The sequence below is a fragment of the Rhodobacter capsulatus SB 1003 genome, assembly GCF_000021865.1.
Classification (GTDB): Bacteria; Pseudomonadota; Alphaproteobacteria; order Rhodobacterales; family Rhodobacteraceae; genus Rhodobacter; species Rhodobacter capsulatus_B.
This window is the reverse complement of the sequence record NC_014034.1, coordinates 1-13,301: the sequence shown is the minus strand read 5'-3', so window position 1 is coordinate 13,301 and position 13,301 is coordinate 1. Positions and strand designations below refer to the sequence as shown.

At 64.7% G+C, this 13,301-nt stretch carries 10 protein-coding genes; all 10 read right to left on the bottom strand.

Translation table 11 applies throughout. From position 1 onward, the window contains the following. Positions 1–128: 128 nt before the first annotated feature. On the bottom strand, positions 129–1,226 hold the full coding sequence (locus RCAP_RS00050; protein WP_013065757.1) for a flagellar basal body P-ring protein FlgI: 1,098 nt from the start codon (positions 1,224–1,226) through the stop codon (positions 129–131). Next, positions 1,223–2,239, bottom strand: coding sequence for a flagellin (locus RCAP_RS00045; RefSeq protein ID WP_013065756.1), 1,017 nt, complete (start codon positions 2,237–2,239; stop codon positions 1,223–1,225). The genes RCAP_RS00050 and RCAP_RS00045 overlap by 4 nt, the downstream gene beginning before the upstream one ends. Position 2,240: 1 nt before the next feature. After that, complete coding sequence (flgK, locus tag RCAP_RS00040; protein ID WP_013065755.1) at positions 2,241–3,695, bottom strand: flagellar hook-associated protein FlgK; 1,455 nt, start codon at positions 3,693–3,695, stop codon at positions 2,241–2,243. A 31-nt stretch (positions 3,696–3,726) separates the two neighbouring features. Further along, complete coding sequence (locus RCAP_RS00035) at positions 3,727–5,085, bottom strand: flagellar hook protein FlgE (RefSeq protein WP_013065754.1); 1,359 nt, start codon at positions 5,083–5,085, stop codon at positions 3,727–3,729. A 107-nt stretch (positions 5,086–5,192) separates the two neighbouring features. Then, positions 5,193–6,044, bottom strand: a complete 852-nt coding sequence (locus RCAP_RS00030) for a flagellar motor protein MotB (protein WP_013065753.1) — start codon at positions 6,042–6,044, stop codon at positions 5,193–5,195. 98 nt (positions 6,045–6,142) lie between these two features. Then, the gene (locus RCAP_RS00025; protein ID WP_013065752.1) at positions 6,143–6,685 is read right to left on the bottom strand and encodes a flavin reductase family protein; all 543 of its coding nucleotides are present in this window, start codon (positions 6,683–6,685) and stop codon (positions 6,143–6,145) included. 33 nt (positions 6,686–6,718) lie between these two features. Then, positions 6,719–9,169: a DNA topoisomerase (ATP-hydrolyzing) subunit B gene (gene gyrB / locus RCAP_RS00020; protein WP_013065751.1), complete on the bottom strand. Its 2,451-nt coding sequence runs from the start codon at positions 9,167–9,169 to the stop codon at positions 6,719–6,721. Positions 9,170–9,250: 81 nt separating this feature from the next. Beyond that, positions 9,251–10,309: a DNA replication/repair protein RecF gene (recF, locus tag RCAP_RS00015; protein WP_013065750.1), complete on the bottom strand. Its 1,059-nt coding sequence runs from the start codon at positions 10,307–10,309 to the stop codon at positions 9,251–9,253. A 46-nt stretch (positions 10,310–10,355) separates the two neighbouring features. Then, a complete protein-coding gene (gene dnaN / locus RCAP_RS00010; protein ID WP_013065749.1) occupies positions 10,356–11,474 on the bottom strand; it encodes a DNA polymerase III subunit beta in 1,119 nt (372 codons plus the stop codon). Between the two features lie 103 nt (positions 11,475–11,577). Then, on the bottom strand, positions 11,578–12,951 hold the full coding sequence (dnaA, locus tag RCAP_RS00005; protein ID WP_013065748.1) for a chromosomal replication initiator protein DnaA: 1,374 nt from the start codon (positions 12,949–12,951) through the stop codon (positions 11,578–11,580). Positions 12,952–13,301 lie beyond the last annotated feature (350 nt).

Sequence of the window (13,301 nt, the reverse complement as noted above, 5' to 3'; positions counted from 1 at the left end):
TTGCGGACAGAATTCAATCAAATGCTTGCAAGATCAACCTGGAAACGAAAGCCCGGTCGGCCCCCCGGTGGCAAAAAGCCAAGAACGCGCCGCAAGCGACGCGTTCGGGCAGGAAGCGGCTGCAGCGATCAGTTGACCACGAATTCCGCGTGCAGGGCCCCGGCGGCATTGATGCTTTTCAGGATGTCGATCATGTCGCGCGGGCTGACCCCCAGCGCATTCAGCCCGGCGACCACATCGGAAAGCGAGCTGGTTTCCCCGACCTCGGCCATCTTGAGCCCCGCGCCTTCCTCGATCGAGGCTTCGGTGCGCGGAACGACGACGGTCTCGCCGCGGGCGAAGGGGTTCGGTTGCACGGCGATCGGCGCTTCCTGCACGCGCAGCGTCAGGTTCCCCTGGCTGACCGCGACGCGGGAAATCCGCACATCCTCGCCCATGACGATGGTGCCGGAGCGCTGATCCACCACGACCCGGGCGCGCTGCTCGGGCTCGACGGTCAGGTTCTCGAGCCGTTCCAGCACATGCGCGGCCGAGCGCATGTTGGCATTGGCGATGCTGACCGAGACGGTGCCCGAATCCTCCATCGCGGCGATGCGCGACCCGAATTCGCGATTGATCGCCTTTTCGATCCGCGCCGCGGTGGTGAAATCGGGCGTGCGCAGCGCCAGACGGACATCCGAGAGGCTGTCGAGCTCGAAGCCGATCTCGCGTTCGACATGGGCGCCCGAGGGGATCGTGCCCGAGGTCGGAACCCCCTGCACGACCGAGGCGGCCTGCCCCTGCGCCGAGACGCCGCCGGCGATCACAGCCCCTTGCGCCACCGCATAGATTTCCCCGTCCGCCGCGTTCAGGGGCGTCATGATCAGCGTGCCGCCAAGCAGGCTCTTGGCATCGCCGATCGCCGAGACCGTGACATCGATCTTCGACCCTGCCCGGGCAAAGGGCGGCAGCGCGGCCGTCACCATCACCGCAGCGACGTTCTTCGGCCGGAATTGCTCGCCGCTAACGTTAACGCCAAGCCGTTCGAGGATATTGGCCATGATTTCTTCGGTGAAGGGCGCGTTGCGGATCCCGTCGCCGGTTCCGTTCAGACCGACCACGAGCCCGTAGCCGACAAGGTCGTTGCCGCGCACGCCATCGAATTCGACCAGATCCTTGATCCGGATCGGGGCCGCAAGGCTCAGGGACGGCAGCAGCAGCAGCAGCACAAGGGCCAGAAGTTTCATCGCAGGTAATCCGTCAGAGAGAGTTGCGTCAGCCGCGAGGTCAGCGTGTAAAGCGTTTCCAGCTGCGATTGCGTGGCTTCCAGTGCCGTCGCCGTCTCGTATTCGTCGACGCCGATCAGTTCCTTGCGCGCGATTTCGAGCGCGGTCACCTGCGCGGAATTGCGGGTCTGCGCATCCGAGATGATCGCCTCGACCGTGCCCAGCCCAGCGCGCAGCGTGGTCATCTCGCCCTCGGCCGAGGTGATGCGATCCCCCGCCGTGCGGATCAGCAGCGCGCGGGTCTCGATATTGTCGGGCACCAGATCGCGGGCGACCAGGGTGCCGAGGGCAAAGCCCTTGAGCATGTTGCGGATCGAGGAATCGCCCGCAGTGATGGTCAGCTGCGCGCTGTCGGTTTCCGACAGGCGCACCGGCGACAGGCTGTTTGCGCTGCCAAGATAGCCCTGATCCAGGAAACCGCCCCCGCCCGCGGCGGCGTCGAACCAGTCGTCGACGGCGGCGATGATATCGGCGGCGACGGTCATGCCGCTCACCACCGCCTCGAGGCTGCTGATGATCGTATCTGCCGAGGCCACCGGTTTCGTGTCGGTGGTCGTTCCCGAAAAGGCGTAGCGCCCGGCGACATTGACGTTCAGCGCGTCGACCACCGCTTCGAACCGTTGCTCGGCATTCTGCGCCCCGGACTCGATCATGTTGTACGACGAGGCGAAGGAGGCCGAAATGAGCGTCGCGCCGATCGCCTGGGCATGGCCCTGGATCGTTTCCAGCGCATCCTGCTGCGTGCCGGCCAGAAGATCGGTTTCCGCGGCCACCTGCTTGTAGGCTTCGCCGCGCACCATCGACCGGTCGATGGCGGCCAGCGCGGTGAAATCGCCGCCGACCTTGGTGCCCAGATCCTGGCTGATGCCGGTGACGACCTCTTCCGAGAGCCGCGACATCGTCGTCTTCAGCTGAACATTGTGACGCCGCATCAGATAGGTCTGCGACATGTCACCGACGGAGATGTATTTCATGTCAGATATCCAGAAGTTCCTGCAGCATGGCATCGATGGTCTGAACGACCTTCGCATTGGCGGCATAGGCCTTTTCGATGACGAGCAGGCTTTGCATCTCGTAATCCGTGTCCACGCCGTCGGCGAGCGACATCTCGGTCAGGGCTTCGTGACGTGCGGTGGCATAGCCTTGGGTCAGCTCTGCCGACTGCCGCCCCGAGGAGGCGAAAGACAGCAATTCCGCGGCAAGCCCCGAGGCGCTGCGCAGCGCAGAGCCGTAATTGCCCGAAGCCGGTGCGGATTCGCGGGTCAGCGCGGCCGAGAGCGCATTCAGGATCGTGCCGTCGCTGACCGCCCCGGGGGCCGCGGCCATCAGCCCGTCCCGCAGATGCCAGGACGATCCGCCCTGCTCGGGATCGACGATCGCGTTCATCCGGATCCGCCCGGCCAGCCCGACTTCGGTGCTGGCGTCGAAGGCGCTGCCCGCATCGGTGAACAGGCCGGGATCCCCCGCCGACAGGGTGGTGTCGACGCTCGGATCCTCGAACCGGGTCATCAGATCGCGGGCGAAAGCGTCCAGCTGGCTCTGCGCTTCGGGGGCGAGTTCGTCGCGCACGGCGAAGGCCGCGCCCAGCGTGCCCCCGCCCAGCGGGCCGTCGTCCTTGGTGGAGGTGGGATAGCCATTGATCGTGAGCCCGGAGAGCGCCCCCGAATCGAGAGTCAGATGGGGCGCCATCACGCCTGCGCCATCGAATCCGATCGTTGCGGCCGAACCGTCCAGCAGGATGGCCCCGCCGGTGGTGAACAGGGCGATCTGGTTGTTTTCGCGCTGCACGACCCGAAGCGGGACGATCTCGGCGATCTGGTTCACCAGCGACTGCCGTTCGTCCATCAGACCGGCGGCATCGTTGCCGATCGAGATCTGCGTGGTGATCGTCCGGTTCATCTCCTGCAGCTGCACCAGGGTTTCGTTCAGCGTCCGCACCTGCTTGGCGATCGACTTGTCGGCCGTCAGCCGGGCGGCCTGCAGATCCTCGGAGATGCTGTTCAGCTTGTCCGCCACGGTCGACGCGGCCCGGACCGCCGTCGTGAGCCGGGCCGTGCTGTCGGGCATGCTGGCCGCCGTGAGCAGGGCGCTTTCGAAATCCGACATCGTGGCAGAGAGTGACCCGGCGGTTTCCGGGTCACCGATCTGGGTTTCGAGACGGTTGTAGAAATCCGCCTTGGCGGTGGTGTTCGCCGCGGCGGAATCCATCAGCAGCAGATCCTGCTGCACCACCTGATTCACGATCCTGTTGACGCCGAGGATGCGAACCCCGCCGCCGGTCCCGCCCAGCGTCTGCGACGCGATGGAGAGTTCCCGACGGGCGTAACCCTCCGTCATCGCATTCGCGATGTTGGAAGAGACGACCTCGGCTTTCCGGGACGACGCCGTCAGCCCCGAAATGGCGAAGTTGAAGGCACTTGCGATGCTCATGGGTCATCTCCTCCTGAAGGGAACATCACGCTCAGCGCTTGATGTTCGTCGTCTCCTGCAGCATCTCGTCGACGGTCTGGATGACCTTCGCATTCGACGAATAGGCCCGTTGGGTCTGGATCAGGTTGGTCAGTTCCTGCGCCACGTCGACCGCCGAACCTTCGCGGGCATAGCCCTCGACCGCGCCGGTCGGACCGTCACCGGCGTCCCAGAGATAGAACGAGCCCGAGGTGGACGAGACCTGGAAGGTCTGGTTGTCGAGTGCCGTCAGCCCGTTGATGTTTGACACGTCGACCAGCGGCACCTGATAGACGGTGCGGATGAAGCCGGTGTCGTAAGTCGCCTTGATGAAGCCGTTCTCGTCGATCTCGACCGAGGTCAGGTTCCCCACCGGCGAGCCGTCCTTGTTGATCGAGGTCGGCGCGAAATCGCTGGCAAGCTGGGTCAGACCGTTGGTGTCGCCCTGTTTGCCGATGGTGATGGTGATGTCCTGCAGACCGTCGGCCAGCGCGAAGCCCGAGGCGTCGGTGAAGTTCAGCGTGCCTTCGGTCGAATCCCAGGCCGGGCCCTGGATGGTGGTGACGTTGCTCAGCGTGCCGCCATTCGTGCCGGTGTTGTCGAAGTCGAGCGTGTATTGCCCGACGACGCCGACCCCGAGGCCATAGGGATCGGTGGTGGTCGCCGAGTCGCGGATCGTCATCGTCCACTGGTTCGAATCCGGATCGCCCGCCGCCGGGATGGTCGGCGTGAAGGAAACCTGCAGCGTGTTCGAATTGCCGAGGTTGCCAAAATATTCGATCGAAGAGGTCAGCGTCTCGCCGCCTGCGGTGTCCGCGGTTTCGCTGGCGGGCAGGTTGATGCCCCAGTTCATCACCGTCGTCGGGTCGCCCGCGGTCTGGTTGGCATTGATCACGACCGGTTGCAGGCCGGTGACGGTGTCGCGGGCGTTCACCGGGATCGTGCCATCGGCCAGCGCCGCCCAGCCGAGCAGGACCAGACCCGAGTCGGTGCGCAGCACGCCGTCCTTGTCGGTGTGGAACGATCCGGTCGAGGTCATCGTCAACGGCTGGTCGCCCAGCCCGTTCGCCAGGGCGGAGGTATTGGCGACAGGCAGGAAGCCGCGGCCCGAAATCGCGATGTCCATCGCATTCGATGTGCCGATCAGCGAGCCGCGCTGGTCGATCAGGCGCCCCGAGGAGGCGCGCACGCCCCCGGCCGAATAGGTGCCCGAGCTGCGCGCCTGGGTCAGGACCATGCTTTCGAAATCCGCCGTCGCCCGCTTGTAACCGTAAGTGCCCGAGTTGGCGATGTTGTCGGAAATCGTTGCCAAGCGCGTCGCGTTGGCTGCAAGGCCTGCCACACCCGCGTTGAGCGAAGAAGAAATGGACATGTAAGCGCCTTTCTGCTGCTGCGTCCCGTGATTGAAGCCACCTTGCCGCAATCGCCGTTAAGATCGGACTAACGCGTAAAATGCGTCCGATTTCTTCTTCGCCCGGATCAGCGTCCGTTGCGCAACAAGATCAGTTCAAGCCGGTTGTTGCGCACCGACATCCGCGTTTCGACGGCCGGCTTGCGATCGGCAAAACCCGAGACCCGTTGCAGCCGCGCCGCATCGAACCCCGCGGTTTCCATAAGGATTCTCATCCTTTGCGCCCGTTCCGAGGACAGATCCCAGACCGGATTCGTGCGCAGCATCGAGGGATAGGACCGCGTGTGGCCGTTGATCGCGACATTGTTCTTCGTCAGGCCGAAGACCCGCGTCAGCATTCCCGCGATCTCGCCCAGAATCGGTTCGGGCTCGGCGGTATCGGGCCTGAAAAGCGGCTCGTCTTCCAGATCGAAGAATTCGACGATCAAGCCCTCGTCCGTCACCTTGGTGACGATGTGGCGGGCCAGCTGTTCGCTGACCATCGATTCGCCGGAGGTCGCCGAGAGCGCCTTTTCGATCTCCTTCGCCATCCGGTCGAATTCGGCCTGATCCTGCTTCTGTTCCTCCTTGGCGGCGCCGCTGTCGCCGCGGGCCTGCCGTTCTTCGGTCGGCATCTGCCCCGAAGCCCCGGTGCCATTTTGCGCGACCTGATCCTCGGAGAAGACGGAATCGCCGCCGAAGGCACCCTCGCCGCCACCCGAGATCCGGTTGATCGGAATCGTCGGGTTGAAGTAATCCGCGATTCCCTTGCGTTGCTTTTCCGTTGTCGCGTTCAGCAGCCACATCAGCAGAAAGAAGGCCATCATGGCTGTGACGAAGTCGGCATAGGCAACTTTCCACGCCCCACCGTGGTGCCCGCCGCCCCCGACGACCTTCTTGCGCTTGATGATGACTGGTGCGACACCATCGTGTGCGCCCATATCCCACCACCTCTATTTCACCCGGAACCAGAGATAGCCGAAGCCGCTTAAAGCCGGCTTAACGGATAAAATCGCAAGCAATCATTGGGAATTTCGGGTCACCCCCGCGCGGCGAAACCGCCAAAGGCACCCCCGAAGAAGCACAGGGGCCCGCCCTCGCGCCGCAAATCGAACCGGGTGACGCGGCCGAGGATGATGGTGTGGTCGCCGCCCGGGTAGGTCGCTTCGGTCACGCAGTCGAATCGGGCCAGCGACCCGGCCAGAACCGGAACGCCCGCGTCGTTGCGGGCAAGCGCCAGCCCCTCGAAACCGGGACCCGAGCGCGAGAACCGCGCGGTCAGATCGCGCTGCGCCTCGGTCAGGACATGGATGGCAAAGGCGGGCGCGGCGGTGAAATGCCGGTGCCGCATCGAACTGCAGGCCACCGACCAGAGCACCAGCGGCGGATCGAGCGAGACCGAGGCAAAGGAATTGACGACAATCGCGATCGGACTGCCGTCATCGGCGTCGCAGGCGGTGACCAGCGCCACCCCGGTGGCAAAGCGGCCCAGCGCATCGCGCAGAAGCCGCGGATCCGCGGGGTCGGGCAGATGCCCTTCGATCCCGCCGAGGGTCGCGTCGGTCCGGTCGCTCTCGGTCATGATAATCCCCTTGCGTCGCGGCCCGGAGGGGCCTCAGAAATCGAGGTTTTCCACGCTCAGCGCGTTTTGCTGGATGAATTCGCGCCGCGGTTCCACCACATCGCCCATCAGTTTCGAGAAGATGTCCTCGGCCTCGGCCACGTCATCGACGCGCACCTGCAACAGCGTCCGCGCCGCGGGATCAAGCGTGGTTTCCCACAGCTGTTCCGGGTTCATCTCGCCCAGCCCCTTGTAGCGCTGCAGCGTCAGGCCCTTTTCGCCCTCCTGCAGGATCGCCGTCAAAAGATCGAGCGGGCCATGGATGAACTGCTCGCGGTCCTTGCGGATCAGCCGGGCGGGGGCGCGATAGCTTTCCTGCAGGCTGGTGGTGAATTGCGACAGCCGCCGCGCCTCGCCAGAGCGCAGCACCGGGCCATCGAGCGTGCGCACCTCTTCGACGCCGCGCAGGATGCGCGACATCCGCAGCCCGTGATCCTGCGTCGGCCGCCCCATCCAGCCGCGTTCATATTCGAGCGCGATCAGATCGAGCCGCGCCGAAAGTTCATCGGCCACGCCCTGCGCATCGGCATCGATCCGGCCGGGCAGCAGCGCCCCGGCAATCGCCGCCTGTTCCAGGATGCGTTGCGGATAATGCGTCGGGAAGGCCTGCAGGATGCGCCGCACCTGCCGCGCTTCCTCGACCAGACGGGTCAGATCGGCGCCGATGATGTCGGTGCCGTCGCCCAGCCGCAGAATCGCCCCTTCAACCCCTTGATGCACAAGGTAATCTTCCAAGGCGGCCTGATCCTTCAGGTAAACCTCGGATTTGCCGCGGGCGACTTTGTAAAGCGGCGGCTGCGCGATATAAAGATAGCCATGCTCGATCAGCTCCGGCATCTGCCGGAAGAAGAAGGTCAGAAGCAGCGTGCGGATATGGGCGCCGTCGACGTCGGCATCGGTCATGATGACGATCTTGTGGTAGCGCAGCTTCGCGATGTTGAACTCGTCGCGACCGATGCCCGTCCCAAGCGCGGTGATCAGCGTGCCGATCTGGTCCGAGGACAGCATCCGGTCGAACCGCGCCCGTTCCACGTTCAGGATCTTGCCGCGCAGGGGCAGCACGGCCTGGTTCTTCCGCTCGCGTCCCTGCTTGGCCGAGCCACCGGCCGAATCCCCTTCGACCAGGAAGACTTCGCTCAGCGCGGGGTCCTTTTCCTGACAATCGGCCAGCTTGCCGGGCAGGGAGGCCACATCCATCGCGGTCTTGCGCCGGGTCAGTTCGCGGGCCTTGCGGGCGGCTTCGCGGGCCAGCGCGGCTTCGATGATCTTGCCGACGATGCCCTTGGCTTCGGTCGGGTGCTCCTCGAACCATTCCGCAAGCTTCTCGTTCACCAGATTCTCGACCGCCGGACGGACCTCGGAGGAGACCAGCTTGTCCTTGGTCTGGCTGGAGAATTTCGGATCGGGCACCTTGACCGACAGAACGCAGGTCAGGCCTTCGCGGGCGTCATCGCCGGTGAAATCGATCTTTTCCCGCTTCGCGATGCCGCTGTCTTGCGCATATTTGGTGATCGTCCGGGTCAGCGCGCCGCGAAAGCCCGCCAGATGGGTGCCGCCATCGCGCTGCGGGATGTTGTTGGTGAAGGGCAGCACGGTCTCGTGATAGCTGTCATTCCACCACATCGCCACTTCGACACCGATGCCGCGGACCTCGCCGACCATGTAGATCGGATCGGGCATCACCGCGGTTTTCGACCGGTCGAGGTATTTGACGAATTCCCGAACGCCGCCCTCGTAATGCAGCTCGCTGCGCAGCGGTTCCGCGGGGCGTTCATCTTCCAGAATGATCCGCACGCCGGAATTCAGGAAGGCCAGTTCCCGCAGCCGGGTTTCCAGCGTCTTGAAGACGTAATCGAGGTTCGAGAACGTCCCCTCGGGGTCGGTGGTCTTGGCCGACGCCATGAACCGGACCTCGGTGCCCTTTTCGCCCGGGGCCTCGCCGATCTCGTGGACATGAACCACGCAATCGCCCTTTTCGAACCGGGCGAAATAGACCTTGTCATTGCGCCAGACCTTCAGCTCCAGCCAGTCCGAGAGCGCGTTCACCACCGAAACGCCGACGCCGTGCAACCCGCCCGAGACCTTGTAGGCGTTGCCGCCCTCGTCGGTGTTGTTGAATTTGCCGCCCGCATGCAGCTGGGTCATGATGACCTCGGCCGCCGAGACACCCTCTTCGGGGTGGATGTCGACCGGGATGCCGCGGCCGTTGTCGCGCACCGAAACCGAGCTGTCGGCGTGGATCTTCACCGCAACGTAATTCGCATGGCCCGCCAGGGCCTCGTCGATGCCGTTGTCGACGACCTCATAGACCATGTGATGCAGGCCCGAGCCGTCGTCGGTGTCGCCGATATACATGCCGGGGCGTTTGCGCACCGCTTCGAGGCCCTTCAGGACCTTGATCGACTCCGCGCCATATTCGGCTTTGTTCTTCGGGGTTTCGGTCATCCGCGCCTATCCTGCTTTTCGTTGCGGACTTATAGAGTTTCGGCCAGGCAATGTCACGCCTTGGGCACAATATTCAGCGTTTCAGGGGCGGCTTTCCACCAGTTCCGAGGTTCCCGCGACCTCGGTCACCTGCCAATAACGGCCCCGCTCGCCCAAGCTGTCGAAAAGCTCGGCTCCGGTGCCGGTCATCAGCACCTGCGCGGGCAGGGCGCAGATTTCGTCATAAAGCGCCGCCCGCCGCCCGGCATCGAGATGCGCGGCGACCTCGTCCAGAAGCAGCACGGTATTTTCCCCGGCCAGCGCCCGGGCATTGGCCAGCAGAAGCGAAATCAGAAGCGCCTTTTGCTCGCCGGTCGAGCATTGATCGGCCGGGATCGCCTTTTCCGCGTAGACTGCCGTCAGATCGACCCGATGCGGACCCTCCAGCGTCCGCCCGGCCGCCATGTCGCGGCGCCGCCCCTCGGCCAGCGCCGTGGCCAGATCCTCGGGCCCCTCGGCCGTCAGACCCAGATCGGCCGCCGGAAAGGCCGTCGCCGCCCCCGCCTGCGCTGTTGCCAGCTGCGCCAAGGCCTGCCGCCGATGCGCGGTCATCAGGGCGCCTGCCTCGGCCATCCGGGTCTCCAGCGCGCCATACCAGGCGGCATCGCGGATCTCGTCCTTCAACAGCCGGTTGCGTTCGCGCATCGCCTTTTCATAGGCCAGCACGGCTTCGGCATGGGTGGGAAAGAACGAGAGCGTCATCCGGTCCAGAAACCGCCGCCGCCCCTCGGCCGCCTCGATCCAGAGCCGGTCCATCGCGGGCACCAGCCACAACACCCGCAACAACCGCCCCAAGGCGACCTGCGCGGCGGCCTTGCCGTCGATCAGCACCTCGCGCGAGGCACCGGGCAGGGCCGAGGTTTCCACTTCATAATCCGTCAGCGTCGCGCGGATCTTCCAGCCGACCTGTTCCTGCCGCCGGATCAGCTCCTCGGCCGAGGCGCGGCGCAGCCCCCGCCCGGGGGACAAGAGCGACACCGCCTCCAGCACCGAGGTCTTGCCCGCGCCGTTCGGCCCGTAAAGCGCGACCGGCCGCGCATCCAGCGCCAGAACCGCACGCCGATGCGAGCGGAACTGCAAAAGCGTCAGATCCCGCAGCATCGCGGCCCCGTTTCTTCTTGGTCCAAATACGCCCTTGCTGCCCGCGTCACACGCGCATCGGCATCACGACATAGACCGCCGAAGTATCGTTCCCCTCGCGCATCAGCGTCGGATCGCCCGAGGAGTTGAACAGGAAGACCGCATTTTCGCGGTCCACCTGGCTTGCGATTTCCAGCAGATATTTCGCGTTGAAGCCGATCTCCAGCCGCTCGTCGCCGTAAGCCACGGCGAGTTCCTCTTCGGCCGCGCCCGCATCCGGGGCATTGACCGAGAGCACCAGCCGGTCCTCGTCGAGGCTCAGCTTCACCGCGCGCGAGCGTTCCGAAGACACGGTGGCCACGCGGTCCACCGCCTTGGCAAACTCGGCCGCATCGACCTCCAGCCGCCGGGTGTTCCCCATCGGAATGACGCGGGTGTAATCGGGGAAAGTGCCGTCAATCACCTTGGACGTCAGGGTGATTTCCGGCGTCGCAAAGCGCACCTTGGTCTCGCTGACCGAGACCGCAATCTGCGCCTCGTCATCGTCCAGCAGCTTGCGCAGCTCGTTCACCGTCTTGCGCGGCACGATCACGCCCGGCATGCCATTCGCCCCCTCGGGCAGCACGGCGTCGATCCGCGCCAGCCGGTGCCCGTCGGTCGCGACGCAGCGCAGGGCGGGGCCGTCTTCGCCGGTCGCCACATGCATGTAGACGCCGTTCAGGTAATAGCGCGTCTCCTCGGTCGAGATCGCGAATTTCGACTTGTCGAAAAGCCGTTTCAGCACCCCCGCCTTGGCGGCGAAATTCGCGGTATATTCGGACGAAGCCATCACCGGGAAATCCTCGCGCGGCAAGGTCGCCAGATTGAAGCTTGACCGCCCGGCCATCACCGAAAGCCGCCCCGCCGCCGCGTCGTCCGACAGCTGCACCAGCGATCCGTCGGGCAGCTTGCGCACGATCTCGTGCAGCATCACCGCCGAAACCGTGGTTGCCCCCGCGCGTTCGACCTGGGCCGGGGCCTTGTCCACCACCTCGATGTCAAGGTCGGTGGCGCGGAAGGACACGGTCGAGCCCTCGGCCTCGATCAGCACGTTGGCCAGGATCGGAATCGTGTTGCGCCGCTCGACAACCGACTGGGCCTGAGACACCGCCTTGAGCAGGGCGGCGCGTTCGATGCTGATCTTCATATCCATTCCTCACCGGTTCCCGGGGGCGGCAAGGTAACATGCCGCCGCGCCGGAACAAGATTTTTCCGGACATTCCGCCGCTTTGCGCGGGGCGTCAAGGGTTTCAGGATTCCATCAGCCGCTTCAGCAGCCCGATATCCTCGGCCAGTTGCCGATCAGTCGTCATCAGCTCGTCGATCTTGCGGATGCCATGCATGATCGTCGTGTGATCGCGCCCGCCAAAGCGCCGCCCGATTTCGGGCAAGCTGCGGGTGGTCAGGTGCTTCGACAGATACATCGCCACCTGCCGCGGCCGGGCGATGGTGCGCAGCCGCTTCGGCCCGATCATGTCCGAGAGCCGGACATTGTAATGCTCGGCCACCTTGCGCTGGATCTCCTCGATCGTCACGCGGCGGTCCGAGGCGCGCAGGATATCGGCCAGACATTCCTGTGCCAGATCGAGCGTGATCTCCCGCCCGACCAGCGAGGCAAAGGCGAAAAGCCGCGTCAGCGCGCCTTCCAGCACGCGCACGTTCGTGGTGATCCGATGCGCCAGGAATTCCAGCACGCCCGAGGCCACGACAAGCCCCGGATTGCGGGCGGCATGAATCTCGGTCTTGGTCTGCAGGATGCCCAGACGCAGCTCGTAATCGGTCGGATGCAGATCGACGACCAGACCGCATTGCAACCGGCTCTTGATCCGGTCCTCGAGATCCTTGATTTCCCCCGGCGCGCGGTCGGCGGAAATCACGATCTGCTTGCCCTGATCAACCAGGGCATTGAACGTATGGAAGAATTCTTCCTGCGTGCTGTCCTTGCCGGCGATGAATTGCACGTCATCGACCATCAGCACATCGACCGAGCGGAACAGCTCCTTGAAATCCATGATCTGCCGGTCGCGCAGGGCCTGCACGAAGCGATACATGAACTGTTCGGCCGAGAGATACAGCACCCGCAGCTCGCCATGCTGGGTCTGCAGCTCGTGCGCGATCGCATGCATCAGGTGGGTCTTGCCCAGCCCGACGCCGCCATAGAGGAACAGCGGGTTGAAGGTCACCGGCCCCCCCTCGGCGACGCGGCGGGCGGCGGCATGGGCCAGCTCGTTCGGCTTGCCGACGACGAAGCTGTCAAAGGTGAAGCGCGCATCCAGCGGCGCCCCGGGAAGGTCCTGATCCTCGCTGACCCTTGCGGCCTTGCGCGCCGGGGCAGGGGCCTTTTCCGGCATCGGCCGGGCTTCGGGCGCGGGCATCGGACGTCCCTCGGGCACGCGGATCGCCACCCGTTCGACCGCCATGCCGGAATTGCGCAGCTCGCGCAGGATCGGTTCACCATAATTGCGCGAAACCCAGTCGCACATGAATTTCGTCGGCGCTTCGAACGAAACGATGCCGTCCGACAGCTCGATCAGCTGCAGGGGTGCGATCCAGGTGTTGAAATTGGTCCGGCCGACGGTCCTTTGAAGTTCATTGCACACCTGCCCCCAGAGTTCGTTCGTCATGTCTTTTTCCATCAGCGTTTCGTACCGACACTTGCCACACAGCACTTAACCCCCCGGCCTTGCGGCGGGGTCGGGAATGAAGACATGCCGAACAGCCGGTAGAACCGGTGTCGGCATCACCTGCCAAACCGGAGCATCTGCTCCCATTTGAAACGGATCACATCCTGAGCTCGAAGCTTACGGCTTCTTATCGCGCGGCAGCACAGGGCCCCGCTTCGACCTTCGGATGCGTCTTGTCCCCCAAGACGACGTGAATCGCCCCGTGACGCTAGCAAGGCGGCGAGGGCTTCTGCAACCGAACTTCGCGCTTGACGCCCACTTTCCCAAAATCGAATCTGTCGCCCCCCTGC